This is a genomic window from Mycobacterium sp. 29Ha, assembly GCF_032883055.1.
Lineage (GTDB): Bacteria > Actinomycetota > Actinomycetes > Mycobacteriales > Mycobacteriaceae > Mycobacterium > Mycobacterium gallinarum.
In genome coordinates, this window is sequence record NZ_JAMQTI010000032.1 from 45,829 (window position 1) to 72,295 (window position 26,467).

Here is a 26,467-nt window from a genome sequence, read left to right on the forward strand (position 1 = left end):
GTGAACCCCTCGACTACGCAGGCCCGCGTGGTCGTCGACGAACTGATCCGCGGCGGCGTGCGCGATGTCGTGCTGTGCCCCGGTTCGCGAAACGCCCCGTTGGCGTTCGCCCTGCACGACGCCGACCGCGCGGGCCGGCTGCGGCTACACGTGCGCATCGACGAACGCACCGCCGGCTTCCTGGCGATCGGCCTCGCCGTCGCTGAGCGCGCGCCGGTGTGCGTCGCGATGACGTCCGGTACGGCGGTGGCCAACCTCGGTCCGGCGGTGGTGGAGGCCAACTACGCGCGGGTGCCGCTCATCGTGCTGAGCGCCAACCGGCCCTACGAATTGCTCGGCACCGGAGCGAACCAGACGTTCGAGCAGTTGGGCTACTTCGGAACGCAGGTGCGCGAGACCATCAGCCTCGGCCTCGCCTCCGAAATCGCCGGGGCCAAGCCTGACGAATTGAATTCCCTCAACGCGCAGTGGCGGTCGGCAACGTGTCGAGTCCTGGTGGCCGCCACCGGATCTCGTTCGGCCAACGCGGGACCCGTGCAGTTCGACATTCCGCTGCGCGAACCGCTGGTGCCCGGCGCCCAGGACGACTTGGGCTCCGGCGGCACTTATTGCCCGCAAGGACGGCCCGACGGCAAGCCGTGGACGTTCACGCCGCCCGTCACCTTCGACCAGCCGCTCGACATCGACCTGACGCCCGACACGGTCGTCATCGCCGGCCACGGTGCCGGTGTACACCCGAACCTCGCCGCGCTGCCGACCGTCGCGGAGCCGACCGCGCCGCCGGCCGCCAACCCGCTGCATCCGTTCGCCCTGCGGCTGGTACGGCCGAAGCAGGTCATCATGCTGGGCCGTCCGACGCTGCACCGGCCGGTGTCGACGCTGCTGGCCGATCCGGCGGTCCCGGTCTACGCGCTGACGACGGGCCCGCGCTGGCCCGACGTTTCGGGGAACTCGGCAGCGACCGGCACGCGGGCCGTGACCACTGGCGAACCCGATCCCGCCTGGTTGGCGCGCTGCGGCGAGGTCAATAAGCACGCTGTGGACGCCGTTCGCGCCCAATTGGAGGCCCATCCGCTCAAGACGGGACTCCATGTCGCGGCCGCCGTCGCCGACGCGGTCCGCACCGGCGACCAACTGGTGCTGGGCGCATCGAACCCGGTTCGGGATGCCGCGCTCGTCGGCCTCAACACCCAGGGCTTGAAGGTGCGGTCAAACCGCGGAGTCGCCGGGATCGATGGCACGGTGTCGACGGCGATCGGCGCCGCGCTCGCCCATGACGGCAGGACCCTCGCATTGATCGGCGACCTGACATTCGTGCACGACAGCTCCGGGCTGCTGATCGGTCCGACCGAACCCACGCCCCGCAACCTCACCATCGTCGTGTCGAACGACAACGGCGGCGGCATCTTCGAACTGCTCGAGCAAGGCGATCCGCGGTTCTCCGACGTCTCGTCGCGGATCTTCGGTACCCCGCACGATGTGGACGTCGGCGCGTTGTGCCGGGCGTACCACATCGACAGCCGGCAGATCGAGGTCGACGGCCTGGTCGAGGCGCTCAACGAGCCGTTCGACGGGATGCGGGTGCTGGAGGTGAAGGCCGACCGGTCGTCGCTGCGAGCTCTGCACGCGTCGATCAAGGCTGCACTGTGAGCCGAGCGAACGAGACTGCGTTGTGAGCCGAGCGAACGAGACGACACTGTGAGCCGAGTCATCGCGTTGTGGCGCAAGCTGGTTCCGCGACTGTCGCCCGACCCCACCGAGACGCGGGCGCAGCGTGTGTTCCGGCGGATCCGCATCGGAATCGTGCTCGTCGCGTGTCTGGTGACGCTGCAGTCGGTGCTCATGGTGATGGGGGCGTGGCGTAACGACCGGCAGATCGAGCGGCACATGGGCGTGGCCGCCGCCGAGGTGCTCAGCGCCGGACCGCGACGGTCGACCATCGAGTTTGTGACGCCCGACCGCGTGACCTATCGCCCCGAGCTGGGTGTCCTGTACCCGTCCGAACTGGAGACGGGTATGCGAATCTACGTCGAATACGACACGAACAACCCGGATTTGGTACGGGTTCGGGATCGCAACGCCTCACTGGCGATAATCCCGGCGGGTTCCATCGCGGTGGTCGGCTGGCTCATCGCGGTGGCGGCACTGTCGGGCCTGGCCTACCTGGAGCGCCGCGGCGACCGACGGCAGGTTTCGGTGCAGGAGGTCGCGTAGGCCTCAGGTCTGCATCAGTGTGTTCAGCCAGTTGTTGTCGTAGATATCGATCTTCTCGTCGTTCACCGGGTCGTAAACCGTTGGTGTCCCGGTGTTCAGCGGGTCGATCCCGTACAGGTACTCGAAGTTGGCGGCGTCCATGTCCTTGGTGTTGATCGCTGACCCCGCATCGCCGATGCGATTGGCTACTGTGTCCGGCATTCCGGCGGCCTTCGCCATGTCGGCCATCTCGTCGTCGGTGGGGCCGGGTCCCCCCTTGGTCCGTTGCTGGTGTGCATACAGTTCCTCGACGAAGCGCTGGAACTGTGTTCCCGTTGCATCGCCCTCGGCGGCAAGGAACAACGCGTTGCTCACATTCGCCGAGTAGCCGCCGCCCCCGCTGTCCAGGAATGTCAAGGGTCGATAGGTGATCTTCAGCGCGCCGACGCCGATGTAGTACGCGAACTGATCGCCGAAATCGGCCTGCAGATCCGCGCAATGGGAACACTGCGGCTCGGTGAAGATCTCGATCCGGGTCGGCGCGTCCTCGAATCCGGCGACGATGCCGTAGCCGTCTTCGCTCACCACAAGTGGGGCTGGTTCGGGATTCCGCTCCGCGGTGCCGGTCACCTGCGTAGTGCAACCGGTGAGGATCAGCACCACAGCGATGGCCACCGATGCCGTCCGGGGAATCCGCATGTCAACCGCCTTTCTTTGAGCGCAGAGTACTCGAAAACGCCGATCTGAAGCATCCGTTCGTCGGCACGAGCTATTTGCGTGACATATCCCTGCACGAAACCTTGACGACAGCCGCCGATGGGACTCTCGAGGCGTGCGCGTTGCAATCGTCGCAGAGTCGTTCCTCCCGAATGTCAACGGCGTCACCAACTCGGTGCTTCGGGTGCTCGAGCATCTCCGCTGCGCCGGTCATGAGGCCCTCGTCATCGCACCGGACACCCCGCGGGGTGAGCCGGCGGCCGACAAGATCTACGAAGGTGTCCGGGTGCACCGGGTGCCGTCGCGGATGTTCCCGAAAATCACGTCGCTTCCGCTCGGCGTGCCGCGTCCCCGCATGGTGAGTGTGTTGCGCGGGTTCGACCCCCACGTCGTGCACCTGGCCTCGCCGGCCCTGCTCGGTTGGGGCGGCATGCTCGCCGCGCGTCACCTCGGAGTGCCGACAGTGGCCGTATTCCAAACGGATGTCGCAGGTTTCGCAGAGAGCTATGGCATGGGCTTCGCATCCAGGGCGGCCTGGGCGTGGACGCGGATGGTCCACACCCGCGCCGACCGCACGCTGGCGCCGTCGGCCGCCGCGATGGAAAACCTGACGGCGCATCGCATCCCACGGGTGCACAAGTGGGCGCGCGGTGTCGACATCACCGGGTTTGCACCTTCGGCGCGCGACGAGAACCTGCGCAGCCTGTGGTCCCCACAGGATAAGCCGATCGTCGGATTCGTCGGCCGGCTGGCGCCTGAGAAACACGTCGAGCGGCTCGCGGCGCTGTCGGAGCGCGACGACCTTCAGCTGGTCGTCGTCGGTGACGGCGTCGACCGTGTGAAGCTCGAAACCATGCTGCCGTCAGCCGTTTTCACCGGAGCGCTGTACGGCGGAGAGCTGGCCGCCGCGTACGCAAGCATGGATGTCTTCGTCCACCCCGGCGAGCACGAGACGTTCTGTCAGGCGGTGCAGGAGGCGATGGCCTCTGGGCTGCCGGCGATCGCACCGAACGCCGGCGGTCCGCGTGATCTCGTCATGCCTTACCGCACCGGACTGCTGCTTTCGGTCGACGAGTTCGAAGCCAAACTGCCAGCGGCCGTCGACCATCTGATCGCCGAACGGCAGCGCTACTCGGTTGCGGCGCGTCGCAGCGTGCTGACCCGGACGTGGCCCGCGATCTGTGACGAGCTGCTCGGACATTACGACGAGGTCATCGGCCTGCGCCGCCTCAAAGCCGCCTAGCCCTGGGCCTCGATCGACACCGGCTGCCATTCCTCCCAGGTAGCCAGCCGGCTTTCGTAGTCGGCTTTGGCGAGCCGCAGCGGCAGCTCACCGAAAAAGATTCGCAGCGGCGGCTTTTCGGCGTCGACGAGCTTGAGTACCGCGGCCGCCGACGCCTTCGGGTCACCGGGCTCCGAGACGCGCTGGCTGCGTAGCCGGTCCGCTTCTTCATGCACCTCTTTGTAGTCAGGGTGCGGTGTGGACCGTTTCGACGACGAGCCCGCCCAATCGGTCGAGAACCCGCCGGGTTCGATCAGCGAAACATGAATCCCGAACGGCGCAACCTCCTGCGCCAGCGACTGCGAGAACCCTTCCAGGGCCCACTTCGAGGCGTGATAGATGCCGACGTTCTGGAACGCGGTGATACCGCCGATCGACGACACTTGGATGATGTGTCCGCTGCGCTGCGCCCGCAGATAGGGGAGCGCCGCCTGGGTCACCCACAGAGCACCGAACACGTTGGTCTCGATCTGATCGCGCGCCTCCTGTTCGGTCAGCTCCTCGATGAAACCGAAGTGGCCATAGCCCGCGTTGTTCACGACGACGTCGAGCCGACCGAAGTGGTCGTGCGCCTGTTTCACAGCGGCAAAGTCCGCATCACGGTCGGTCACGTCGAGTTGGATCGGCAGCAGCGCGTCGCCGAACGTCTCGACCAGATCGTCGAGCGTCGACGTGTTCCGCGCCGTCGCTGCTACCTTGTCGCCGCGCTCGAGTGCCGCGATTGCCCACTCTCGCCCGAAGCCACGCGAAGTACCGGTGATGAACCAAACTTTTTCCGCCATGTGCGGATAAATGCCCGCTGGGGCGCATTCCATTCCCGACGCCCGGATGTTGACAGGTAGCGTCGCCGTTGTGAACCGCGCGACGCTGGACAAGGATCCCCACGAGGTCGCATCGATGTTCGACGGGGTGGCGCGCCGCTACGACCTCACGAACACGGTGTTGTCTCTGGGGCAGGACCGCTTCTGGCGGCGGGCGACGCGCGAGGCGCTGCGTATCGGCCCCGGCGACCAGGTGCTCGATCTGGCCGCCGGCACTGCCGTCTCGACCGTGGAGCTCGAGACCTCGGGGGCGTGGTGTGTAGCCGCGGACTTCTCCGTCGGCATGCTCGCCGCGGGCAGTGCGCGCAAGGTGCCCAAGGTCGCGGCCGACGGCACCAAGCTGCCGTTCGGCGACGCCGTGTTCGACGCGGTGACCATCAGCTTCGGGCTGCGCAACATCGTCGACCACGGAGCGGCGCTCCGCGAGCTGGCCCGGGTGACTCGGCCCGGCGGGCGGCTGGTTGTGTGCGAGTTCTCAACGCCGACGAACAGGCTGTTCGCGACGGCCTACAAGGAGTATCTGATGCAGGCGCTGCCGCGGATGGCGAGCGCGGTGTCGTCGAATCCCGACGCCTACGTCTACCTCGCCGAGTCGATCCGCGCGTGGCCCGACCAGCCCGACCTCGCGCGCCACATCGCCGACGCGGGCTGGTCGGCGGTGCGGTGGCGCAACCTCAGCGGCGGCATTGTCGCGCTGCACGCTGCGACCAAACCGTCACACTGAATCAGCTTCGCGCACACGACGGAGCTACCCAAACCCGGGCCACGACACACGACCCGGTTGTACGGTCGCGCCATGGCCTATGGACGTCACGCTGATCCGGATTCGACACTCGCCACCGATCCCCGCTCCGACCCGCGAATGGTCAAGGCGCTCGCCGAGTTCGGGCTCGACGGTCGGCTGCCGCCGATCGAGCTGGCGGTCGACGCACCCCTCGAGGAGCGGCTGGCGTTCGCCACGATGAGCGAAGAAGGGATGGGCGCGATCTTCGACGTGTTCGCGCAATCGGCGTCTGCGGCCGACGGTGTGACCACCACGACGACCACCATCAGCGGTGACGACGGCAACGACATCGCGCTCTACATCAGCCGCCCCGACGGCGCCGACCGTCCGATCCCGGGCATCGTGCACCTGCACGGTGGCGGCATGGCGATCGGCGCCGCAGCGGACATCGGATACATGATGCTGCGCGAACATCTGGCTGCCACAGGGGTTGTCGTGATCGGTGTGGAGTTCCGCAACTCCGGTGGCAAGCTCGGACCGCATCCGTTCCCCGCAGGTCTGAACGATTGTGCGGCCGCGGTCCGATGGGCCGCCGCGAACCGCGGCGAGCTCGGCATGGCACAGCTGATCGTGTCCGGCGAGTCCGGCGGCGGGAACCTCACACTCACCGTCGCGCACAAGGCCAAGCGCGAAGGGTGGCTGCACGAGATCGCCGGCTTCTACGCGCAGTGTCCCTACATTTCGAACCGCTGGCTCGAAGCGTGTGAGGATCTGCCGTCACTCACCGAGAACGACGAGTACTTCGTCACATGCCACCAATTGGCACTGCTCGGATCGCTCTATGACCCCGCCGATAGCCATAGCGACGACGCGACGTGCTGGGCCGCGGTGGCCACCGACGACGAATTGGCGGGCCTACCGCCGCATGTCATCTCGGTCAACGAGTTGGACCCGCTGCGCGACGAGGGGCTGCAGTACTACCGCCGGCTTCTGCAGGCGGGGGTGCCGACGGTGGGCCGGCTGGTCGCCGGCACATGCCACGGTGGTGACCTGTTGTTGCCGCACGTGATGCCGGAGGTGTTTCACGCCTCGATCCGCGACGTGAGTGGGTTCGCGAAGTCGCTGAGCGGCTAACCGAGGGTCAGCGGGTTGGAGCCGAGGCCGGGCACGACCACTTCACCCATGCCCTGCTGTGGTGACCGGATGCGTTGCTGTTGCTGCTGCTGCTGATCGAAGGGCTGGCAGACGCCGACAGACGTGACCTTTTCGCACGGGCCGGCGGGCGCGGCGCTCGCAATCGTGGCCGTGCCCATCGCGGCGGCCGCAATGGCCAATGCCGCGAATGCTGATCGAACTGTCAGCTTGCGCATCGTGGATTCCTTCCGCCGATGCTTGTGGGAACGCCGGTGCACTCCAGAGTAATCCCGCGGAGCGTTTGAGAATAGGTCCTCTAGCAGGGCTTACATTTAGCCGGGCTGTGCAAATCGCCCGCTCCAGCAAAGGTTTTCACGGGCCCTTGTCAGGGCGCCGGACGGCGCCTGCGCCAAATCGCCGCCGTCTGCTCGCCGACATTCGGGTCGTGCGTCTGCTGAAAGTTGCGACCTCCTCGCGCGAACGTCGCCAGCACCGCGGCGGGAACCTCCGGTTCGAGAATTGGCTCGTCGACCCACCGGCACGGCCGGACGTGAACGAGATCGACGGCGGCGCCCGCATCGTCGTAGAACAGTGGTCCCTCGATACGGCCGAGCCAATAGAGACCGTCGGCGTCGCGAGTCCACACGAACGATCCGTCGGCCACGTCGGCGAACCGCGCGACGCGGCGATCGAGACGCTCGCCGCCGCCCGCGTCACCGAAGCCAACGACTCCGATCGCAAGCGCGCGATCGACCGTCGATCGAGGATCGATGTCGTCGCGGCGGGACCGCATCGGTGCGCGGTAGACCTCGGGCATGCGCGATATTCTGCACCCGACATGGAGACGTTCAAGCGGTACTTGCTGATTCAGGCCATGATGTTCGTCTTCGGCATCGTCGGCCCGATCTTCCTGATCATGTTCTTCGCATCCCCGCGCGATCCGGAGCTCCGCTGGGCGTACTGGGCAGGCCTGTTCATCACCGTCGCTGACATCCTCATCGCATTGGCACTCACCGCCGGAAGTGGAGACAAGAAGAAGGCCCCCAAGGACGTCAAGATCGCGATGGCGCTGCAGAAGCGGAAACAGTCGGGTCGATCCGGTACAAGCGGGTCTTCGAGCTCGTTGAGCAGTTCGGATCCGTTCTTCGGAGGCGCCGTCGGATTGTTCTCGACCGATTCGGGCTCGTCGTCGGGCGACTCCGGTTGGTCATCAAGCGATTCGGGATCCTCATCAAGCGATTCCGGATCCTCATCAAGCGATTCGGGGTCCTCGTCGTCTGTCTAGGTGCTGCCGGCGAAATCCTCGATGACCTGGTATCCGGCGTTGTAGCCAGGGGTGAATGTGATGCCCGGGCCACCGTGACAGCCTGCCCCGCCGAGGTAGAGCCCGTCGATCGGAATCGGCATGTCCAGGAAGCCTTTCGGCCCGGGCCGGTTGGGCCCCATGAGATCTGGGTGCAGCAGGCCGTGGCAGAAGTCGCCGGACGGGGCGGCGAACATGGTGTCCATGTGATACGGCGCGAAGGTGATGAGGCGGATCTGGATATCGCGAAAATTGGGCGCATACCGGGTGATCTTGTCGATGACTTTCTCGGCCATCTCGTTCTTGAGTTTGCGCGTGTCCCGGCTGTTCTCGACGGGTAGCGCGTAGGCGAAGGCGCTGGCGGCATGCTTTCCCGGTGGCGCCATGCTCGGGTCGTGCACGGACGGGATCTGCATGCCCATCGACGGGTTGTCCGGCACGATCCCGCGCCGGCATTCGTCCCACTGGCGCTGCTGTTCTTCTGGCGAATTGAAGATCGCCACCGACCCGAGCATCTCGGGATCATTGAGGAAGTCGTAGGGCGGCGCGAATTCGGGTAGGCCGTCAAGGGCGAAGTGCAGTTGGACAAACGATGCGCGGTGGTCACGGCCGCTGATCCGGGTGACCAGGTCGGCGGGCAGCAGGTCGGCGCCCACCAGATCGACGAGGGTGTAGTCCGGTGACAGATTCGAAACCACCACCGGCGCGCTGATCTCGGATCCGTCGCGAAGGCGAACCCCGGTGACGCGGTCGTCAGACACCAGGATGCGATCCACCTTTGTGCGATAACGGATTTCACCGCCGGAGGACAGAAACAACTCACGGAGATGGTCGCACAGCGCGCCGATGCCCCCTTCGAGCTTGGTCATCATGGCGGTCGTGTCGTCGGGCACCGCCAACGCCCACGCCAGACACGTGGCGCTGCCCGGAGTGTAGGGCCCCCGGTAGGTCGAGTTGATCGCCAGGAATGCCAGCATGCCGCGCAACACCGCGTGCTTCTCCTTGTCGGGAAGGTAGCGGTCGATGGCGTCCATCGCGGAGCCGAACATCACGTCGTGGATCGCGGTGCGTTCGGCCTCGTTGGCGGCACACGCGTACATCTCGTCAAGTGTTTTCGGCGGTGTGCGAACGTCGAAGCGGCCCAGCGCCTTTGCCGGACCCTGCGACCACCCGATCAGTCCTGCCATCCCAGCGACGGCCTCCATGCCGTGTTTGTCGGCCAGATGGGTCATGAACTTGATGGGGTCGCGGTAGAAGATCAGCGGCTCCTCGCCGGCGTCGCCGAGATTCACCGACTGCACCTCGGCGTCGACGGTCGGCAGGGTGTCCAGGCCCAGCTCCTTGGCGATCTGCGGCGGCATGGGGAACTGCACCGAGCCCGCGATCTCGTAGCGAAACCCCTCGATCAGCTCAACGGTCGCGGCCATCCCGCCGCTGTAGGTGTTGGCCTCCACACACAGCGTGCGCATTCCTGCCTGCTGTAACACGGCCGCAGCCGTCAGCCCGTTGTGTCCGGCACCGACGACGATCGCGTCATATTCGCTCATGGCCTGTTCTCCTTCGCAATGCAGCGGTCCACCAGGAATATGTCAGTACTGACATAAATTTTCAAGGGTGGGCTACGATCGGCGCACCATGGCATCCGCCCCCAACCTTCATGAGCAGCGGCGACGCTCGACCCGTGAGGCACTGCGGCGCGCCGCGCTGGCCAGCTTCGCGGACAAGGGGTTCGCCAACGTGACGGTCACCGAGCTGGCGCGCGAGGCCGGGGTCACCGAACGGACTTTCTTCCGGCACTTTCCCACCAAGGAAGCGGTGCTGTTCCAGGACTACGAGACCCAGGTGGAGTGGTTGGCCGAAGCGTTGGAGCAGCGACCTCCCACGGAATCGTTGTTCGACGCGGTGCTCGCAAGCATTGTCAGCTTCCCGTTCGACATCGAGGTGGTACGGCAGGCCGCGACCGCCAGGGCGGAACTGATCAGCGCCGAACGGATCGCCGGGCACCTACGAGTCGTGCAGTCATCGTTCGCCGCAGTGTTGACCGACTTCATCAGGAACAGATATCAGGATGTGGCCGACATCGACCTGGTCGCCGATGTGGCCGGGGCGGTGGTCGCCGCGGCGCTGGTGACAGCCGTGGAGCACTGGGGCCGCAACGGCTGCGGCGGTGACCTCGGCGAGATCACGGCTACGTCGATGAATCTCGTCCGGTCGGGTCTCGGGCCGCTGTCGTAATTTACCGTTGCCCGCAGTATGGCAAATTTGTGTCAGTCCTGACATGATCTGTGGCAGAGTACTCCTCCACGTCGTGAAAGGAGACGCAGCGTGGACTGTCGGTCGGGTGTTCGACGAGTAACACCCCGTCCACGAAGTTTGGCGCAGTGACCCGACATCGGCTGCGCGCCAATAGTATTCGCAGCAAAACACGGTGGACGACATTCCGCCGTCCGCTGGTCGGGCTGGTGACGGTCGTCGCCATCGTCGGTGTCATCGTGCTGGCCGCCACCATGTTCCGCGGCGGCTTCACCCAAACCGTGCCTCTCACGGTGTTGTCGCCACGTGCCGGCCTGGTGATGAATCCGGACGCCAAGGTCAAGCTGCACGGCGCCGAGGTCGGCCGGGTCAGCGCCATCGACGCATTGCCCGACGGCCAGGCGGCACTGAGGCTGGCGATGGATCCCGCTGCGTTGCAGTTGATTCCCTCGAATGTTGTGGTCGACATCGCGTCGACGACGGTGTTCGGCGCCAAGTTCGTGCAATTGGTAGACCCGCCACAGCCGTCGCCACACAACATCGCCGAAGGTGCCGTGATTCAGGCCGATCAAGTGACAGTCGAGATCAACACCGTGTTCGAGCAGCTCACCTCTCTGCTGTCGGCGGTCGATCCGGTGAAGATCAATCAGATGCTGGGGGCAATCGCCACGGCACTCAACGGGCGCGGCCAATCCTTGGGTCAGATGCTTTCGACGCTCAACGCCGTTCTGGGCAAGCTCGATCCGGCGTTACCCGCTCTCAGCCGGGACCTCACGGACGCGCCATCGGTGTTCGGCGCCTATGCCGACGCCGCCGAGGACCTCCTGCGTATCGCCGACCACGTCGCGACGGTGAGTCAGACGGTGGTCGCCGAACAACACAATCTCGATGCGCTGCTGCTTGGACTCATCGGACTGGCCGATATCGGCAACGATGTCATCGGCGGAAACCGGCGGGCGCTGACCGAGGTGCTGCGTCTGCTACTCCCGACAACCACGCTGACCAGCGAATACCACGAGGCCATCAATTGTGCTGTCGAAGGCGTGCTCCCGGCCGCCAAGAATCCGCCGTCGCCCGAACCTGGTGTCGTCGCCTCGGTGAGCCTGCTATTAGGTCAGGACCGCTATCGCTACCCGGGTGACCTGCCCAGGGTCGCCGCCACCGGCGGCCCCCAGTGCCACGATCTGCCGCGGCTGGCCTACGGTCAGCACCCGCCGTTCGTCGTCGCCGACGTCGGCGCGAACCCGTGGGAGTACGGCAACCAGGGGTTGCTGCTCAACGCCGACGGCCTCAAACAATGGCTGTTCGGGCCCCTGAACGGTCCACCGCGTAACAGTGCAGAGATCGGCCAACCGGGATGAGCCGCCCTCGCCGATGGGCAACGGCCGTGAAGTTCGCCGTCTTCGCAGCTGTGATGTCGGTGCTCACCGCCTCCCTGTTCGTCGTGTTCGGCCAGTTCCGAACCAGCTCGACCACCGAGTACTCGGCTGTCTTCGTGGATGTATCACGTTTGAGCGCAGGTGATTCCGTGCGGGTAGCCGGAATCAGGGTCGGTACGGTCACCGGCGTGACGCTGCGCGCCGACAACAAGGTGGTAGTGCACTTTGATGCGGACGACGAGGTGGTGCTCACCGAGGGCACCCGACTCGCGGTGCGCTATCTCAACCTGGTGGGAGACCGCTATCTCGAACTTCTCGACGGCCCGGGCTCGACCCGTCGGCTGGCAGCGCGGGCCGAGATCGCCGAAGCCAGCACCGCACCCGCGTTGGATCTCGACCTGCTCCTCGGTGGACTCAAACCCGTCATCCAGGGCCTGGATGCGCAGGATGTCAACGCGTTGACGTCGGCTTTGCTCACGGTGTTCCAGGGTCAGGGCGACACACTGGAATCGGTCTTCACGAAGACGTCGGCCTTCGCTGATTCGCTGGCCGACAACAACGACGTGGTGCAGCGGCTCATCGACAACCTCACCACCCTGGTGGCCACGTTGGACCACGAAGGTGACAAGTTCTCGGACGCCGTCGACGGTCTGCAACGGCTGGCAACCGAACTGGCGGAGCAGCGCGATCTGATCGGTGCCGCGATCACCTCGATCGACGCGGGCACCGCATCGGTCGCCGATCTGCTGACCACGTCCAGACCACCGCTCGCGGCTACCGTCGGACAGCTGAACCGGCTTGCGCCCCTCCTCGATGAGGACAAGGACCGTATCGACGCCGCCCTGCGCAAAGCGCCGGAGAACTATCGAAAACTGGTGCGGCTCGGCGCCTACGGCAACTTCATCCAGTTCTATGTGTGCGGCTTGAGTGTGCGGGTTTCGGATCTGCAGAACCGCACGGCGGTCTTCCCGTGGATCAAGCAGGAGGGCGGGAGGTGTTCGGAGCCCGATGCTTAAATACCGTGACAACAGACTCACACGCGTCGGGGTCATCGGCGCGGTGCTCTGCGTGTTGATCGTCGCAATCGGGCTCGCGCCGGAGCGACTGGTCTCGATGGCGACGGCGCTGCAGTACCGTGCCATCTTCGCCGAGGCCGGCGGGCTGGCTCTCGGCAACGACGTCACCGTCGCCGGAATGAAAGTAGGTGCGGTTTCGGATATCTCGCTGCGCCACGGCGAAGTGGTCGTCGGGTTCACCGTCGCGGGCACCGTAAGGCTGGGGTCTGAGACCACCGCCCACATAGCCACCGGCTCGGTACTGGGCCAACGGATGGTTGTGCTTAGACCCGCCGGTCGTGACCCGATGCGGCACACCGACGAGATTCCGTTATCGCGCACCTCCTCTCCGTATTCCTTGACCGAGGCCATGGACGAGCTCACCACCAACGCCGAGGGGCTGGACACAGCCAGCCTCAATCAGTCGCTGGATGCGCTGTCGGATGCCATCGACCGGATATCGCCCCAACTCACGCCAACCTTCGATGGACTGACCCGGCTGTCGCGAACACTCAACGAACGTAATGAGTCGATGCGCGATCTGTTGAAGCATGCCGGGAACGTCTCCGAAATCCTGGCGGACCGCAGCCAGCAGGTCGACACCCTGATTCTCGACACCAACGATCTGCTCGCGGTCCTGGTGCAGCGGCGCAACGAGATTGCCACCTTGCTCGCCAACACCACCGCCGTCGCCCGACAGCTATCCGGACTGGTGGCCGATCACGAACAGGAACTCGGCCCCACTCTCGACAGGTTGAACTCGGTGGCGGCGATGTTGCAGCAGAACCGTGACAACATCGCCAAAGCCTTACCGGGCTTCGCGAAGTATCAGCTGACGTTGGGCGAGACCGTCGCAAACGGCCCGTACTACAACGCCTTCGTGCCCAACCTCCTGCCCGGCCAGATGCTTCAACCGTTCCTCGACTACGCGTTCGGCTTTCGCCGCGGTGTCGACGCGGGCCAACCCCCCGACGACGCGGGCCCGCGGGCGGAATTCCCCTGGCCGCGCAATGGTATTCCGGAGAGGCCGCGATGATCGCACGCAGCCGGATCGCCGCCGTATTGGCAGTCGTGCTGGCGTGCGTGGGATTTTCGGGGACGCTCGTGCTGGTTCGACAAATCTACTTTGCGCCGACGGTCATCACCGCGTACTTCACGTCGACGACCGCAATTTATCCCGGCGACGAGGTGCGGGTCCTTGGCGTGAACGTCGGACGGATCACCGCGATCGAGCCCGACGGCACCTGGTCGAAAATGACGATGCACGTCGACCGCGACGTGCCGATTCCCGCCGAGGCCGACGCGGTGATCGTGTCACACAACCTCGTTGCGGCGCGCTATGTCCAGCTCGCCCCGGCCTACCGAGACACCGGTCCGACCATGCCGGACAACGGCGTCATCCCCATCGAGCGCACGGCCGTACCTGTCGAGTGGGACGAGGTGAAGGCCCAGCTGACCCGACTCGCAACCGATTTGGGCCCCAACAGCGAGGTGTCGACCCCGGCGATGGCGCGCTTCATCGACAGCGCGGCCTCCGCAATGGAGGGAAACGGGGCCAAATTGCGGCAGACACTGGCTCAACTGTCCGGCGTGGGTCGATTGCTGTCCGACGGCAGTGGCGACATCGTCGAAATCATCAGTCATCTGCAGACTTTCGTCACCACGCTGAGCGAGAGCAGCGAGCAGATCGTCCAGTTCCAGGACCGGCTCGCCACGTTGTCCAGCGTGCTCGACGGTAGTCGCTCGGATCTCGATGCGGCACTAAACAGCCTGTCGGTCGCGGTGGGAGACGTCAGCCGCTTCGTCGCCACGCACCGCGACCGAACCTCCGAGCAGATCGGCCGGCTGGCGGACGTCACGCAGAACCTGGTCGACCACAGCACCGATCTCGAGCAGATCCTGCACGTGGCGCCCAACTCCTTTGCCAACGCGTACAACATGTACAACGCCGACACCGGCGAGTTCGCCGGAGCGGCTGTTCTGAACGGCTTTTCGAACCCCATCCATTTCATCTGCGCCCAGATCGGTGCGATCGAGAATGCGACCGCGCCCGAGACAGCACAACTGTGCAGCGACTATCTGGGACCGGCACTGCGGCTGATGAATTTCAACTACCTGCCCATTCCCTTCAACCCCTACCTTGCCAAGTCCGCCAGCCCGGAGAACCTGATCTATACCGAACCGCGTCTGATGCCGGGACACGCTGACGCGGCCCCACCGACGCTGCCCGACATGTTGCTGCCCGCCGAGGCGGCGCCCTCGACCCTCGTGGCGCCACCGGCTGTCGGGGTGCCCTTCGAAGGGAGCCCGCCGTGATGAGCAGCACGTCCCGTGTTCGAACACTGCTCGCCGCCGTGGGCAGCGTGATCCTGGTCGTACCGGGTTGTAGCTTCACAGGTACGAACTCGATTGCGCTGCCGGGCACCATCGGGCGGGGCGCGCATGATCAGGTCTTTCACGTCGAGATCGCCAATGTCGGGACGATGGAGTCGAATTCACCGGTGCTGGTGGACGATGTCGTTGTCGGCAGTGTCGGTGCAATGAAGGTGCGTGGCTACCACGCCGACGTAGAGGTCTTCGTCAAGTCGAATGTCGTTGTCCCGGCCAACGCGGTCGCGACTGTCGGCCAGACGAGTCTGCTGGGATCCAGCCACCTGGCGTTGAACCCACCGCTAGGGGATGCGCCGTTCGGCCGGCTCGCGACGGGCTCAACACTTCCGCTCGACAGCTCCTCCACTTATCCGTCCACTGAGGCGACGTTGTCGTCATTGTCGGCGATCGTCAACACGGGAGGGTTGGGCCAGATCGGCGACGTCATCCACAATCTCAGCGTCGCGCTGTCCGGTCGCGAGAGCGAGGTGCGCGAGTTGCTTGGGCGGTTCGAGAGATTCGTCGGTGTACTCGATTCACAACGCGATAACGTCGTCGCCTCGATTCACGCGCTGGATCGGCTCGCAGCCCGCCTCGCAGCCCAGCGTGAGGTCATTGTGCGCGCGCTGGACACCATTCCGCCAGCCCTCGATGTCCTTGTCGCCCAGCGACCGAACCTCACCGCGGCGCTGGATAGGTTGCGGGTGTTCAGCAATACCGCAACGGGTCTCGTTGAAGATACGAAGGCGAACTTCGTCGATAATCTGCGCAACCTCGAACCGACGCTGGGGGCGCTCGCCGACGTCGGGCCGGACCTCGACACCGCGCTGGCGTTCGCGACCACGTTCCCTTACCCGCAGAATCTCGTCGACCGCGCGGTTCGCGGTGACTACATGAACTATTACCTGGTGCTCGACTTGACGGTGAACCGACTCAAGCGCGGGTTGATGCTCGGAACACGTTGGGGGCGACCGGACCTGCCCTTGGTGCCCGCACCAGGCGACCCGGGCTACGACGCCTACTACACCCCCGATCCGCTAGGGGTAGGTGTCGCGCCGCCACCTCAGTCTGGTGGCCGCTGATGTTCACCGGTCTGGTGAAGGCTCAGCTGGTGATCTTCACTGTCGCTTCGGTCATCGGGGTGTCCGCATTGCTGTTCTCTTATGTTCAGGTGCCGATGCTGTTGGGCATCGGCCGGATCACAGTGACACTGGAATTGCCGACGACAGGTGGGCTCTATCAATTCGGCAATGTGACCTATCGCGGTGTGCAGATCGGCAAGGTCGTCGACGTTGCTCCTACTCGTGAAGGCGCGAAAGCCACTTTGTCCTTAGATAGTTCACCGCGAGTGCCGGCGGATGTGCAGGCCGAAGTGCGCAGCGTATCGGCGGTGGGTGAGCAATATGTCGAACTGCGGCCCCGCACCGCGGGTGCGCCGTACCTGGCTGACGGGTCTGTGATCCCGATGCGCGATGCCGTCGTTCCTCAGCAGGTGGGTCCGATGCTGGACCAGGTTAGCGCGTTACTGGCAAGCATCCCGAAGGGCAGGGTGACCGCCCTGCTAGACGAATCGTTCACCGGTCTCAACGGCGCCGGCTATGACATCGCGTCACTGATCGATTCGTCTGCCGCGCTGGTCCGCGACATCGACGCTACCGGTGAGCGTCCGCGTCGTCTGGTCGAAGACACTGCCCCGCTGCTGAATTCACAAGCCCAGACTGCTGATGCGCTGCGCATCTGGACTCGTGACCTCGCCAACGTCACCGAGGAGCTCGCCCGTAATGACAGCGAGGTGCGGACCCTGTTGCGGGCGGGACCCGGGGCCACGGAGGAAGTATCGCGGTTACTCGAGCAGGTCAAGCCCACGTTGCCGGTGCTGCTGGCGAACCTGAGCTCAGTCGGCCAGATCGGCGTGACATACAACGCCTCGTTGGAACAGCTACTGGTACTTCTGCCACCGTTCGTGGCCGCGGTCCAGGCAGCGTTGCCGGGCAACAATCCGACCGGAATTGCGCTGGGCGAGTTCAGGATCGCAGTGGGCGATCCGCCAGCGTGCACTGTGGGCTATCTACCCCCGTCCGCCTGGCGATCACCTGCTGACACCACTGTGATCGACACTCCAGACGGCCTGTACTGCAAACTGCCGCAAGATTCACCGATCGCCGTTCGCGGCGCACGCAACTACCCCTGTATGGGATATCCCGGAAAGCGCGCCCCGACGGTCGAGATTTGCAGCGGCGAGCAGCCTTTCACACCGGTGGCCGAGCGTCAGCACGTCGTCGGCCCGTATCCGATCGATCCCAATCTGGTCTCGCAAGGCATTCCGCCCGACGACCGGATTACTCTCGACGAGAACATCTTTGCGCCGGCCGAAGGTACCGCACCGCCTGTAGGTCAGCAGCCGCCACCTGCGTCGCCGCCGGCGGCGCCGAGCGGCAACCACGCCACCGGGCCCCCACCGCCGGTCGCGGTCACGCAGTACAGCCCGAGCACTGGCCAGTTCGTCGCCCAGGATGGCCGAGCCTACCGGCAGACGAATCTCGCCGAGCCGCCGCCGAAGGATTGGAAAGACCTGCTGCCCAGATGATCACGCGGTCTTGGTCAACCGAAACGGCATCTCGATTGTCATCCAGTAACTGACGCCGCACGCACCGCTCGGCCCGAAGGTTTTGTCCTTGCCGACCAACGTCGTCGAATCGACAGGATAAAAGGTGAACTGTTGATTGCCCGGCGCGGTAGTGCCGTCGGCGCACGGAATCCATTCGACCACATCATGTTCGACCGTCCACAGTCCGAAACTGAAGACGGCGTCGGCGCTCCACCCCTGATCGCTGATAACGCGGCCGGTGCACTCGACATGGGAGCTGCAAGTCGAAGTTATCGTCCAGGTGCTCGTGACCGTGGCCTCGTCGCGACGGACCTCGCGGGTTTTGGCCCACCGCCCGTCGGAGACTGCCGTATACGTCCCCTCGAGCGTAGGCCACTCGGTCGCCGCGGCCGGAGGCACGACGGTGGCAAACGCGACGGCGGCGACCACGAAAGCGGCGCGGGTCGCAAACTGCACGCGGGGACTCGCCACATGTCGTTCCTAGCACGAATTGTGTCAGTACTGACGCAAATCCTCGAGGACTAGGTGAACGGCGGGCGTTCGTCGATCCGACGCGACGCCGCACCCGCACGCCGCCACAGCCGCGCGACCCAGTCCGCATCCTCGTCGGTGACGAAGTTGCCCATGACGCGCACCGCGATCGTCATGAGGAACGACGACCTCATCGCGAGCGGACCGGTCGCAGGCAAGAAGCGCGGGATCGTCAGCAGCAACCCCAGTCGTCGCGCCACGGAGAAGCCCTGCGCGTAGTGCGCCGACAGCACCGCGGGCCACGCCGATGTCAGATCGCCGGTGCCCAGCAGCTCTGCCGCGAGCCTGCCGGTTTCCAGCCCGTAGTCGATGCCCTCACCGTTGAGCGGGTTGACGCACGCCGCGGCGTCGCCGATCAGCATCCAGTTCGGCCCGGCCACCCCGGATACGGCACCGCCCATCGGCAACAACGCCGACAGACCCGCGCGCGGCGCTCCGTCGAAGCCCCATTCCTCGCGCCGCAGGTCGGTGTAATACGCCATCAACGGACGCAGTGCGGCGTCGGCCGGCCGTTTGGACGTCGCGAGCGCGCCGACACCGATGTTCACCTCGCCGTTGCCCAGCGGGAAGATCCATCCGTAGCCGGGCAGCACCTCACGTTCGGGTGAGCGCAATTCGAGATGCGACGTGATCCACGGTTCGCTCGCGCGCGGCGTGCCGATGTACCCGCGGATGGCCACTCCGTACACCGTCTCCTTGTGCCACTCACGACCGAGCACGCGTCCCAGTGTCGAGCGAGCGCCGTCGGCGACGATCAGTTCGCCGCAGCCGATCTCGGCGCCATCGTCCAGCACCAGCGACGCCACTCGTCCCGACGAATCATGATGGACATCAACGGCTTTGGCGCCGAGCAGCATCTTTGCGCCCTCATCGACCGCCACCATGCGGATCCGGTCGTCGAGCTCGGTGCGCGGGACCGCGCTCGACGTCGCAGGGAACGACGGACCCGGCCACTCGATTTCGACGTCCGCGCCGAACCCCGACATCCGCAATCCGCGGTGTCGCACGCGGCCGTCCAGCCACGCACCGAGCCCGAGATGCTCCATCTCCTGAACCGCGCGCGGTGTCAGACCGTCGCCGCACGCTTTGTCGCGCGGGAACTGCGCCGAATCGATCACCAGCACGTCGCGCCCGGCCCGGCACGCCCACGCCGCCGCGGCGGAACCGGCGGGCCCGGCCCCGACGACCACCACATCGGCTCGCGTATGCATAGCTCCCAGTATGTTGGCAGGGTGAGGACACCGGCGAGTGTGGTGGCAGGCGTCGACTTCGGAGACCCCGCCTTTGCGCAGGATGTGCGCGAGGCCGTGGCCCGAATCGAAGATTTGATGGCCACTGAGCTGGGCAAAGCCGACGAACTGATGTCCGCGGCAGTACAGCACCTGTTCCAGGCGGGCGGTAAGCGGTTCCGCCCGCTGTTCACGGTGTTGGCGGCGCGCCTCGGCCCCGAACCCGATGCGTGGCAGGTCGACGTGGCGGGCGCCGTCATCGAGCTGGTACACCTGGCGACGCTGTACCACGACGACGTGATGGACGAGGCTCAGGTGCGTCGCGGTGCGCCGAGCGCGAACGCGCGGTGGAGCAACAACATCGCGATCCTCGCTGGCGACTATCTGTTCGCGACGGCGTCGCGGCTGGTTTCCCGGCTGGGTCCGGAGGCGGTGCGCGTGATCGCCGACACGTTCGCCCAGCTGGTCACGGGACAGATGCGGGAAACCCGCGGCGCGGCCGACCATGTCGACTCCGTCGAGCACTACCTGAAGGTGGTGTACGAGAAGACGGCTTGCCTGATCGCGGCGTCCGGCCGGTTCGGAGCGACGTTCTCCGGCGCCGACGAGGAGCAGATCGAACGGTTGAGCCGCCTCGGCGGCATCGTCGGCACGGCGTTCCAGATCTCCGACGACATCATCGACATCGACAGCGATCCAGACGAATCCGGCAAACTGCCCGGCACGGACCTGCGCGAAGGCGTGCACACCCTCCCGGTGCTCTACGCGCTACGGGACACCGGCCCCGACGCCGACCGGCTGCGTGAGCTGCTCGCCGGCCCCGTCGAGAACGATGACGACCTGGCCGAGGCGCTGCGCCTGCTGCGTGCCTCGCAGGGCATGGTGAAGGCCAAGCAGACTGTCGCCGAGTACGCCGCGCAGGCACGCGAGGAGCTGGCGAACCTGCCGGAGAGCCCCGGGCGCCAGGCGTTGGCGACGCTGGCCGACTACACGGCCAATCGCCACGGCTGACGGTGCCGTGGAACTTGCCGAGCCTGTCTATGCGTTAAGAGCGTGAAACGTCTCGGTATCCGTAGTCGGCCTAGTAGGAGACAGCCACAATGACCTGGCATCCGCACGCCAACACCGCCAAGACGTTCGTGCTGCTCGCGGGATTTTCGGCGCTGATCGTCTTCATCGGCGCGTTGTTCGGGCGGAACATCATGTATCTGGCCGTCCTGTTCGCCGTGGGCATGAACGTCTACGTGTACTTCAACAGCGACAAGCTGGCGTTGAAGGCGATGCACGCCCAGCCGGTGAACGAGATGCAGGCACCGGTGATGTACAAGATCGTGCGCGAACTGGCGACCACGGCACGCCAGCCGATGCCGCGGCTCTACATCAGCGACACCGCGGCCCCGAACGCGTTCGCGACGGGACGCAACCCGCGCAACGCGGCCGTCTGCTGCACGACCGGCATCCTGGGCATCCTCAACGAGCGCGAGCTACGCGCGGTGCTCGGCCACGAGCTGAGCCACGTCTACAACCGCGACATCCTCATTTCCTGTGTGGCAGGTGCCATGGCGTCGGTGGTGACGGCGCTGGCGCTCGTCGCCCAGTTCGCCGGTATGTTCGGCGGCAGCCGCGAGGGTGGCTCGAATCCCTTTGCGATGCTTCTGGTTGCGCTGCTCGGGCCGATCGCCGCGACGGTGATCAAGTTGGCAGTTTCGCGGTCGCGCGAATACCAGGCCGATCAGTCGGGAGCCGAGTTGACGGGTGATCCGCTGGCGCTGGCGAGTGCGCTGCGCAAGATCAGCATGGGGGTGCAGCAGGCCCCACTGCCGCCGGAGCCGCAGCTCGCCGACCAGGCGCACCTGATGATCGCCAACCCGTTCCGGGCGGGGGAGAAGATCGGCAAGCTCTTCTCGACGCACCCGCCGATGGAAGATCGCATCGCCCGGCTGGAGGCGATGGCCGGCCGCGGGCCTGATCGGTACTACTGATCGGGTAACGCCGCCGCCCTGACCGGCGATGACACGGGCATGCTGCGAGTCACAACCGCACCATCTAGGGTGTGGACCGTGCTGAACAGAATGCTGATCGGCGTCGTGGCGTCTGCGGGGGCGGCCCTCATCGGACTGCCGGGCGTCGCGATGGCCCAGCCGCCGGCACCGCCGCCACCGCCACCTCCACCGAACGTGAACGCGTACGCGCCGATGAAGCTGTCGGAGTACCAGGTGATGGACAACCAGTGGTATGCGTTCAAGACGCCCGACGGTCTGACCTGCGTCTTGCAGCGCAACGGCGGCTACGGCTGCAGCGGCCCGATCCCCGGGGCGCCCGAGGGTGCGAACCTCGTCAGCGGTGGTCCCGGCGTCCCGTCCTTCGCCAACTCGGCGGGGGATGTGTTCGCCAACGTCGACGCCAAGCCACTTCCGGCGGGTTCGCGCCTGAGCTATCAGACGGTCAGCTGCGGTAGCGACGGGTCGGTGACAACCTGCGCGGACAGCCGCAACCAGTCCGGGTTCGTGCTCAGCCCGGCGGGCAGCTTCATCATCAACGGCGGCATCAACCCGCTGCTGGATCGACCCGAGGGCACCAACCCTTACTTCAACTGAGCTCCGGTGGATAGGCGCGGCTCAGAATCCTGAGCCGTGCACCTCGTGTCCGGGCTTCTCGGCGGCCAGACCTCGGTAGGCCTGTTCGACCGTGGAACCGTGGTTGACGACGCCGTCGACCTCCCGCGCGATCGGCATGGAGATGCCGTACTTGTCGGCAAACTCCATGATCACGCTCGCGGCCTTGACTCCCTCGGCAACCTGATTCATCGACGAGATGATCTCCTCGATCGACTTGCCGGAACCGAGTTGTTCGCCGACATGGCGGTTGCGGCTGCGCTGACTCGTGCACGTGACGATTAGGTCGCCCATGCCGGCCAGGCCCGCGAAGGTGTCGCGGTGACCGCCCATCGCTTCGCCGAGTTTCGACATCTCACGAAGGGCGCGGGCGATCACCATCGCGCGGGTGTTTTCACCGATGCCAAGGGAATAGCCCATCCCCACCGCGATCGCGTACACGTTCTTGAGTGCACCTGCCATCTCCACCCCGACGACGTCATCGGTGGTGTAAGTCCGGAATCGCCTGGTGCGGAACAGCTTTCCGAGGTTCGCTGCGAGACTCTGGTCGGGCATCGCGAGCACCGCGGCGGCCGCGTAGCCCTCGGCCACTTCCCGCGCAATGTTCGGCCCGGCGAGGATACCTGCGGGGTGTCCGGGCAGCACCTCGTTGACGATCTGGCTCATCCGATAGTTCGTGCCCTGCTCGAGACCCTTGACCAGAGACACCACCGGCACCCAAGGTCGTAGCTCCCTGGCGAGTTCGGTTAAGACCCCACGGAAGCCGTGCGACGGCACGCCCATGACGATGACGTCGGCGCACTCGGCGGCCTCGGAGAAGTCGGTGGTGGCCTTGAGCGTGTGCGCCAGCTCGACCTCGTTGCCGAGGTACTTGGTGTTGCGGTGCTTGTCGTTGATGTCGTCGGCGGTCTCCTGGGAACGCACCCACTGCAGCGTCGGCCCGCGCCTGGCGCAGATGGACGCCACGGTGGTGCCCCATGAGCCTCCACCGAGGACGACGACCTTGGGTTCGCGTTGCGCAGGTGCCATGCCGATCAGGGTATGACTGTCGGCGAGTCGCGCGGACCGGTTTGTGGCGACTGAATGCGGGTAGATCCCCTGGCGGGTCCCACGCCCGTCGTATGGCTCGCACAACCCGACCGAGAGGCGCATCATCAGCAGCATGAGGCGAGAGGTGGGCGCACAGCTCGAAGTCCAGGTGCTCGCGCCGACCGAACTGGAGTTCCAGATCGCCGTCGCACCGCACGTCAATGCTGAGGTGTCGGAATCGTTGTCCTTCGTGTTGGACGGAAAACCTGTGCAGCCCTTGGAGATAAGCGGGACGCATGGCAACAGGATCCACAAGCTTGACGTTCAAGGCGGGTTGCTGAAGGTCGACTATGCCGCGACCGTCACCGGACGAGCTGATCCGCCGCCGGTCACCGAGTACGAAAAGTCGGTGTACCTGAGGCCGAGCCGCTACGCGGAGGCCGACAAGTTCTTCGGGTTCGCGGCAACGGAATTCGGTAACTACGTCGATTCGACGACGCTGCTGGAGAAGGTGTCGTCATGGGTGGGTACGCGGCTGAACTACGTGCCCGGGTCCAGCGACCCGATCGACGGGGCGGCGGACACATTGCTCGCCGGTGCCGGAGTCTGCCGCGACTTCGCGCACCTGGTGGTGGCGCTGCTGCGAGCGGTGTTCGTTCCGGCCCGCGTCGTCTCGGTGTACGCGCCGGGCCTGTACCCGATGGACTTCCACGCGGTGGCCGAGGCGTTCGTCGAGGGGCAGTGGCGCGTCGTCGACGCCACCCTGCTGGCGCCGCGGCAGACACTGGTCCGCATCGCGACCGGTCGCGACGCCGCCGACACCGCCTTTCTGGACAACCACAGGGGCGGGATCAACCTGAACTGGATGTCGGTGACCGCCGTCACTGACGGCGATCTGCCGAGGGACCCGATCGGCGAGCTGGTGTCGATCGGCTAGGGCGTCAGCGGTAGTTGACGAACTGCAGCGCGACGTCCAGGTCGGAGCCCTTGAGCAGGGCGATGACGGCCTGCAGGTCGTCGCGCTTCTTCGACGACACCCGGATCTCATCGCCCTGGATCTGGGCCTTGACGCCCTTGGGGCCCTCGTCGCGGATGATCTTGGTGATCTTCTTGGCGTCCTCGCTGCTGATGCCCTGCTTCATCTGGCCGCTGACCTTGAAGGTCTTGCCCGAAGCCTGCGGCTCGCCGACGTCGAAGGCCTTCATGGAGATGTCGCGACGGATCAGCTTTTCCTTGAAGACGTCGATTGCCGCCTTGACCCGCTCCTCGGTCGAGGACGTGATGACGACGGTCTCCTCGCCCTGCCAGGCGATGGAGGTGTCGGTGCCGCGGAAGTCGTATCGCGTGGACAGCTCCTTGGCCGCCTGGTTCAGTGCGTTGTCGGCCTCCTGACGGTCGACCTTGCTCACGACGTCAAACGATGAATCCGCCATTGGACTCGGCCCTCCTGGTGTCTGGTGCGTTTTCGTCTTAGCGCCATCCTCGTTGTACCCTGCTATTCGCACCAAACCGGTACCCGGGTGGTGCAGCACCCAGGCAGGTTGCCCGAGCGGCCAATGGGAGCGGACTGTAAATCCGTCGGCTTACGCCTACACAGGTTCGAATCCTGTACCTGCCACGCAGGTCAGCCCCCCTTTCGAGGGGGGCTGATTGCGTTCTACGACACGACCGCCCGCAGACCGCCCGCAGTAGCTTCCGCGGCCGTGTCGAACGCGTCCGCCACGGCGTCGAGGTCGTCGGGGAACAGGTGCCCGTACCGGTCGAGCGTGAGCACCGCCGTCTTGTGCCCGAGTAGCCGCTGCACCACCTTCACGTTCGCGCCCGCGCTAATCGCCAACGACGCGCACGTGTGCCGCAGATCATGCAGGCGCACACCCGCGCATCCGTCAACCGCGGCCGCCGCCTTCTGGAACGTGTAACGCGCCTGCCCGAGCGTGAGGTAGCCACCGCCACGCGCCGACGTGAACACCAACGCCGACCCGTCCCGGTCGCCGATCTCCGTCGCGAGCAGTCGGGCGACGAACGTGGGCACCGGGACCGTTCGGCTGCTGTGGTTCTTCGTCGGACCCTCCACCAACCCCGTCTTGCGCACGTACGTCACCGATCGGCGCACCCTGATTCGACGCGCCGCCACGTCGACGTCGGCGACCTGAAGGGCGGCCGCTTCGCCGAACCGTAGACCGCAGTAGCCGAGCAGAAGGACGAGCGTGCGGAGGTGGCCGGACGCAACGGCGACGCGGTGGAGTTGGTCGTGGGTGAGGTACCGCTGCTCGACCTCGGACAGGCGGGGGAGGTCCATGCCGTCGGCCGGGTTGGCGGGCAGGTGCTTGGCGCGCACCGCGAACTTGAGCACCGCCCCCACGAGCTGATGGGTCTGTCGCACCCGAGACGCCGACAGACCCTTGCCCTCGAACCGCACCGACCCGTCGGCGGACAGGCCGGTGATCCACACCTGGAGGTCGTCGTACCGGACGTCGCGCAGCGGCACGTCTCGCCACCGCGGCAACACGATGGTGTCGAGGAGGGATCGGTACCCGGCGACGGTCTTCGGCGACCGGGTGGCCTTCGTGGCAATCCACCGCTCGGCCATCGCGCCGAATGTGACCGCCGACTTCGCCGGGTCGGTCCACATGCCGGTCACCTGATCGCTCACCTGGTTGTTGAGCCACGTCTGCGCGTCGGCCTTCCGCCCGAACAGCTTCTCGCGTTCGCGGCCGTCGTCGCCGACGTAGCGGGCGCGCCACCGTGACCCCTTGCCGTGCGCCGCGGATGGCTCGGTCTTGGTGGTGCCGTCAGGTTGGCGGACAGTGCGGGTCCACCGGTCCTCGACACCGGCGCGGCGTTTCCGTGGTGCGGTCATGCGTTGGGCTTCCTGTCGGATGTGCGGGGTTGTCTTGGTCATCATCCCACGTCGCCAACACGTCTAACACGCTCTGACACAAGCAGATTGATCCCCACAGTCTCTAGGTGATCGGGTTCCACAACGTCGATGATCCGGTGTCATGCCGTATCGGTGCAGCGCCAGGCGGTATCGGTGCAGGTCGCGCGTGTCGATAGTCGCGCTAGTGGTGCATCGGCAGCCGCAAAGCGGTTGCCGTATAACGTCGTTCGGCGTTTGTGTCCGTGCGAACAGTCGTCGGTATGTGTTCGCATTGGCGTAGCACCGACACGGAGCCTGTCACGAATTCTGTGTAAGTCCGAGATGGGACTACTACGAGTTGTAC

General features: G+C 65.7%; 27 protein-coding genes and 1 tRNA gene. 18 read left to right on the forward strand and 10 right to left on the reverse strand.

Features of this window, described 5'->3' with window-relative positions; translation table 11 throughout:
- Window positions 1-1,650 (forward strand): 2-succinyl-5-enolpyruvyl-6-hydroxy-3-cyclohexene-1-carboxylic-acid synthase, encoded by a 1,650-nt coding sequence (gene menD, locus M1248_RS29460; protein ID WP_317150529.1) that lies wholly within the window; start codon window positions 1-3, stop codon window positions 1,648-1,650.
- 48 nt (window positions 1,651-1,698) lie between these two features.
- Window positions 1,699-2,214 carry a DUF3592 domain-containing protein gene (locus tag M1248_RS29465; protein ID WP_163734777.1) on the forward strand — a complete coding sequence of 172 codons (516 nt, stop codon included), beginning with the start codon at window positions 1,699-1,701 and terminating at the stop codon, window positions 2,212-2,214.
- A gap of 3 nt (window positions 2,215-2,217) precedes the next feature.
- Here M1248_RS29465 and M1248_RS29470 read toward each other — a convergent pair whose 3' ends face one another.
- Window positions 2,218-2,892, reverse strand: coding sequence for a DsbA family protein (locus M1248_RS29470; RefSeq protein ID WP_163734780.1), 675 nt, complete (start codon window positions 2,890-2,892; stop codon window positions 2,218-2,220).
- Between the two features lie 133 nt (window positions 2,893-3,025).
- Between M1248_RS29470 and M1248_RS29475 the strand changes: the two genes are divergently transcribed.
- Window positions 3,026-4,153, forward strand: a complete 1,128-nt coding sequence (locus M1248_RS29475; RefSeq protein ID WP_317150530.1) for a glycosyltransferase family 1 protein — start codon at window positions 3,026-3,028, stop codon at window positions 4,151-4,153.
- On the opposite strand, the gene M1248_RS29480 is transcribed toward M1248_RS29475, so the two are convergent.
- Window positions 4,150-4,974, reverse strand: coding sequence for an SDR family oxidoreductase (locus tag M1248_RS29480; RefSeq protein ID WP_317150531.1), 825 nt, complete (start codon window positions 4,972-4,974; stop codon window positions 4,150-4,152). The genes M1248_RS29475 and M1248_RS29480 overlap by 4 nt on opposite strands.
- Before the next feature lie 70 nt (window positions 4,975-5,044).
- Between M1248_RS29480 and M1248_RS29485 the strand changes: the two genes are divergently transcribed.
- A complete protein-coding gene (locus M1248_RS29485; protein ID WP_317150532.1) occupies window positions 5,045-5,737 on the forward strand; it encodes a demethylmenaquinone methyltransferase in 693 nt (230 codons plus the stop codon).
- A gap of 72 nt (window positions 5,738-5,809) precedes the next feature.
- Window positions 5,810-6,871, forward strand: a complete 1,062-nt coding sequence (locus M1248_RS29490) for an alpha/beta hydrolase fold domain-containing protein (protein WP_317150533.1) — start codon at window positions 5,810-5,812, stop codon at window positions 6,869-6,871.
- Here the strand turns inward: M1248_RS29490 and M1248_RS29495 are convergent.
- Entirely contained in the window at window positions 6,868-7,107 is a 240-nt protein-coding gene (locus M1248_RS29495) for a hypothetical protein (protein WP_163734795.1), read from the reverse strand. The two genes, M1248_RS29490 and M1248_RS29495, sit on opposite strands and share 4 nt — an antisense overlap.
- A 149-nt stretch (window positions 7,108-7,256) precedes the next feature.
- On the reverse strand, window positions 7,257-7,688 hold the full coding sequence (locus tag M1248_RS29500; protein WP_317150534.1) for a GAF domain-containing protein: 432 nt from the start codon (window positions 7,686-7,688) through the stop codon (window positions 7,257-7,259).
- A 21-nt stretch (window positions 7,689-7,709) separates the two neighbouring features.
- Here M1248_RS29500 and M1248_RS29505 point away from each other — a divergent pair, with 21 nt between their 5' ends.
- The gene (locus M1248_RS29505) at window positions 7,710-8,156 is read left to right on the forward strand and encodes a hypothetical protein (protein WP_317150535.1); all 447 of its coding nucleotides are present in this window, start codon (window positions 7,710-7,712) and stop codon (window positions 8,154-8,156) included.
- Here M1248_RS29505 and M1248_RS29510 read toward each other — a convergent pair.
- On the reverse strand, window positions 8,153-9,721 hold the full coding sequence (locus M1248_RS29510) for a phytoene desaturase family protein (RefSeq protein ID WP_163734803.1): 1,569 nt from the start codon (window positions 9,719-9,721) through the stop codon (window positions 8,153-8,155). The genes M1248_RS29505 and M1248_RS29510 overlap by 4 nt on opposite strands.
- Window positions 9,722-9,809: 88 nt before the next feature.
- Between M1248_RS29510 and M1248_RS29515 the strand changes: the two genes are divergently transcribed.
- From M1248_RS29515 to M1248_RS29545, 7 genes are all read left to right on the forward strand, one after another.
- A complete protein-coding gene (locus tag M1248_RS29515) occupies window positions 9,810-10,409 on the forward strand; it encodes a TetR/AcrR family transcriptional regulator (RefSeq protein ID WP_317150536.1) in 600 nt (199 codons plus the stop codon).
- Window positions 10,410-10,555: 146 nt separating this feature from the next.
- Window positions 10,556-11,788 (forward strand): MCE family protein, encoded by a 1,233-nt coding sequence (locus tag M1248_RS29520; RefSeq protein ID WP_317150537.1) that lies wholly within the window; start codon window positions 10,556-10,558, stop codon window positions 11,786-11,788.
- Window positions 11,785-12,822 carry an MlaD family protein gene (locus tag M1248_RS29525; RefSeq protein WP_317150538.1) on the forward strand — a complete coding sequence of 346 codons (1,038 nt, stop codon included), beginning with the start codon at window positions 11,785-11,787 and terminating at the stop codon, window positions 12,820-12,822. Before M1248_RS29520 ends, M1248_RS29525 begins: the two co-directional genes overlap by 4 nt.
- Window positions 12,815-13,897 (forward strand): MCE family protein, encoded by a 1,083-nt coding sequence (locus tag M1248_RS29530; protein ID WP_317150539.1) that lies wholly within the window; start codon window positions 12,815-12,817, stop codon window positions 13,895-13,897. Before M1248_RS29525 ends, M1248_RS29530 begins: the two co-directional genes overlap by 8 nt.
- Entirely contained in the window at window positions 13,894-15,177 is a 1,284-nt protein-coding gene (locus M1248_RS29535; RefSeq protein ID WP_317150540.1) for an MCE family protein, read from the forward strand. The genes M1248_RS29530 and M1248_RS29535 overlap by 4 nt, the downstream gene beginning before the upstream one ends.
- Window positions 15,177-16,313, forward strand: a complete 1,137-nt coding sequence (locus M1248_RS29540) for an MCE family protein (protein ID WP_317150541.1) — start codon at window positions 15,177-15,179, stop codon at window positions 16,311-16,313. Before M1248_RS29535 ends, M1248_RS29540 begins: the two co-directional genes overlap by 1 nt.
- The gene (locus M1248_RS29545) at window positions 16,313-17,818 is read left to right on the forward strand and encodes an MlaD family protein (RefSeq protein ID WP_317150542.1); all 1,506 of its coding nucleotides are present in this window, start codon (window positions 16,313-16,315) and stop codon (window positions 17,816-17,818) included. Before M1248_RS29540 ends, M1248_RS29545 begins: the two co-directional genes overlap by 1 nt.
- Here M1248_RS29545 and M1248_RS29550 read toward each other — a convergent pair whose 3' ends face one another.
- Together M1248_RS29550 and menJ are read right to left on the reverse strand one after the other, a co-directional pair.
- Window positions 17,819-18,310, reverse strand: coding sequence for a hypothetical protein (locus tag M1248_RS29550; protein WP_317150543.1), 492 nt, complete (start codon window positions 18,308-18,310; stop codon window positions 17,819-17,821). It abuts the gene before it with no gap.
- A gap of 50 nt (window positions 18,311-18,360) precedes the next feature.
- Complete coding sequence (gene menJ / locus M1248_RS29555; RefSeq protein WP_317150544.1) at window positions 18,361-19,581, reverse strand: menaquinone reductase; 1,221 nt, start codon at window positions 19,579-19,581, stop codon at window positions 18,361-18,363.
- Window positions 19,582-19,602: 21 nt separating this feature from the next.
- Between menJ and grcC1 the strand changes: the two genes are divergently transcribed.
- The 3 genes from grcC1 (at window position 19,603) to M1248_RS29570 (ending at window position 22,196) form a co-directional block, all read left to right on the forward strand.
- A complete protein-coding gene (grcC1, locus tag M1248_RS29560) occupies window positions 19,603-20,610 on the forward strand; it encodes a nonaprenyl/(2E,6E)-farnesyl/geranylgeranyl diphosphat synthase (RefSeq protein WP_174262167.1) in 1,008 nt (335 codons plus the stop codon).
- An 89-nt stretch (window positions 20,611-20,699) separates the two neighbouring features.
- Window positions 20,700-21,581, forward strand: a complete 882-nt coding sequence (gene htpX / locus M1248_RS29565; protein ID WP_163734825.1) for a zinc metalloprotease HtpX — start codon at window positions 20,700-20,702, stop codon at window positions 21,579-21,581.
- Window positions 21,582-21,671: 90 nt separating this feature from the next.
- Window positions 21,672-22,196: a hypothetical protein gene (locus M1248_RS29570; protein ID WP_410506755.1), complete on the forward strand. Its 525-nt coding sequence runs from the start codon at window positions 21,672-21,674 to the stop codon at window positions 22,194-22,196.
- Window positions 22,197-22,217: 21 nt separating this feature from the next.
- Here the strand turns inward: M1248_RS29570 and M1248_RS29575 are convergent, their stop codons facing one another.
- Window positions 22,218-23,243: an NAD(P)H-dependent glycerol-3-phosphate dehydrogenase gene (locus tag M1248_RS29575; protein ID WP_163734831.1), complete on the reverse strand. Its 1,026-nt coding sequence runs from the start codon at window positions 23,241-23,243 to the stop codon at window positions 22,218-22,220.
- A gap of 133 nt (window positions 23,244-23,376) precedes the next feature.
- On the opposite strand from M1248_RS29575, the gene M1248_RS29580 reads away from it, so the two are divergent.
- Window positions 23,377-24,180 carry a transglutaminase-like domain-containing protein gene (locus M1248_RS29580; protein ID WP_163734834.1) on the forward strand — a complete coding sequence of 268 codons (804 nt, stop codon included), beginning with the start codon at window positions 23,377-23,379 and terminating at the stop codon, window positions 24,178-24,180.
- A gap of 4 nt (window positions 24,181-24,184) precedes the next feature.
- On the opposite strand, the gene M1248_RS29585 is transcribed toward M1248_RS29580, so the two are convergent.
- Window positions 24,185-24,676 carry a YajQ family cyclic di-GMP-binding protein gene (locus M1248_RS29585; RefSeq protein ID WP_014209444.1) on the reverse strand — a complete coding sequence of 164 codons (492 nt, stop codon included), beginning with the start codon at window positions 24,674-24,676 and terminating at the stop codon, window positions 24,185-24,187.
- Between the two features lie 102 nt (window positions 24,677-24,778).
- On the opposite strand from M1248_RS29585, the gene M1248_RS29590 reads away from it, so the two are divergent.
- A tRNA-Tyr gene (locus M1248_RS29590) sits at window positions 24,779-24,861 on the forward strand.
- A 39-nt stretch (window positions 24,862-24,900) separates the two neighbouring features.
- On the opposite strand, the gene M1248_RS29595 is transcribed toward M1248_RS29590, so the two are convergent.
- Entirely contained in the window at window positions 24,901-26,145 is a 1,245-nt protein-coding gene (locus M1248_RS29595; protein ID WP_317150545.1) for a site-specific integrase, read from the reverse strand.
- Window positions 26,146-26,467: the final 322 nt, after the last annotated feature.

What these genes read in the sequence shown, in the direction of transcription:
- M1248_RS29470 (WP_163734780.1), bottom strand. Translation starts at nt 2,892, where the DNA reads ATGCGGATTCCCCGGACGGCATCGGTGGCCATCGCTGTGGTGCTGATC.
- M1248_RS29480 (WP_317150531.1), bottom strand. Translation starts at nt 4,974, where the DNA reads ATGGCGGAAAAAGTTTGGTTCATCACCGGTACTTCGCGTGGCTTCGGG.
- M1248_RS29490 (WP_317150533.1), top strand. Translation starts at nt 5,810, where the DNA reads ATGGCCTATGGACGTCACGCTGATCCGGATTCGACACTCGCCACCGAT.
- M1248_RS29495 (WP_163734795.1), bottom strand. Translation starts at nt 7,107, where the DNA reads ATGCGCAAGCTGACAGTTCGATCAGCATTCGCGGCATTGGCCATTGCG.
- M1248_RS29500 (WP_317150534.1), bottom strand. Translation starts at nt 7,688, where the DNA reads ATGCCCGAGGTCTACCGCGCACCGATGCGGTCCCGCCGCGACGACATC.
- M1248_RS29505 (WP_317150535.1), top strand. Translation starts at nt 7,710, where the DNA reads ATGGAGACGTTCAAGCGGTACTTGCTGATTCAGGCCATGATGTTCGTC.
- M1248_RS29510 (WP_163734803.1), bottom strand. Translation starts at nt 9,721, where the DNA reads ATGAGCGAATATGACGCGATCGTCGTCGGTGCCGGACACAACGGGCTG.
- M1248_RS29515 (WP_317150536.1), top strand. Translation starts at nt 9,810, where the DNA reads ATGGCATCCGCCCCCAACCTTCATGAGCAGCGGCGACGCTCGACCCGT.
- M1248_RS29525 (WP_317150538.1), top strand. Translation starts at nt 11,785, where the DNA reads ATGAGCCGCCCTCGCCGATGGGCAACGGCCGTGAAGTTCGCCGTCTTC.
- M1248_RS29530 (WP_317150539.1), top strand. Translation starts at nt 12,815, where the DNA reads ATGCTTAAATACCGTGACAACAGACTCACACGCGTCGGGGTCATCGGC.
- M1248_RS29535 (WP_317150540.1), top strand. Translation starts at nt 13,894, where the DNA reads ATGATCGCACGCAGCCGGATCGCCGCCGTATTGGCAGTCGTGCTGGCG.
- M1248_RS29540 (WP_317150541.1), top strand. Translation starts at nt 15,177, where the DNA reads ATGAGCAGCACGTCCCGTGTTCGAACACTGCTCGCCGCCGTGGGCAGC.
- M1248_RS29545 (WP_317150542.1), top strand. Translation starts at nt 16,313, where the DNA reads ATGTTCACCGGTCTGGTGAAGGCTCAGCTGGTGATCTTCACTGTCGCT.
- menJ (WP_317150544.1), bottom strand. Translation starts at nt 19,581, where the DNA reads ATGCATACGCGAGCCGATGTGGTGGTCGTCGGGGCCGGGCCCGCCGGT.
- htpX (WP_163734825.1), top strand. Translation starts at nt 20,700, where the DNA reads ATGACCTGGCATCCGCACGCCAACACCGCCAAGACGTTCGTGCTGCTC.
- M1248_RS29570 (WP_410506755.1), top strand. Translation starts at nt 21,672, where the DNA reads ATGCTGATCGGCGTCGTGGCGTCTGCGGGGGCGGCCCTCATCGGACTG.
- M1248_RS29575 (WP_163734831.1), bottom strand. Translation starts at nt 23,243, where the DNA reads ATGGCACCTGCGCAACGCGAACCCAAGGTCGTCGTCCTCGGTGGAGGC.
- M1248_RS29580 (WP_163734834.1), top strand. Translation starts at nt 23,377, where the DNA reads ATGAGGCGAGAGGTGGGCGCACAGCTCGAAGTCCAGGTGCTCGCGCCG.
- M1248_RS29585 (WP_014209444.1), bottom strand. Translation starts at nt 24,676, where the DNA reads ATGGCGGATTCATCGTTTGACGTCGTGAGCAAGGTCGACCGTCAGGAG.
- M1248_RS29595 (WP_317150545.1), bottom strand. Translation starts at nt 26,145, where the DNA reads ATGACCAAGACAACCCCGCACATCCGACAGGAAGCCCAACGCATGACC.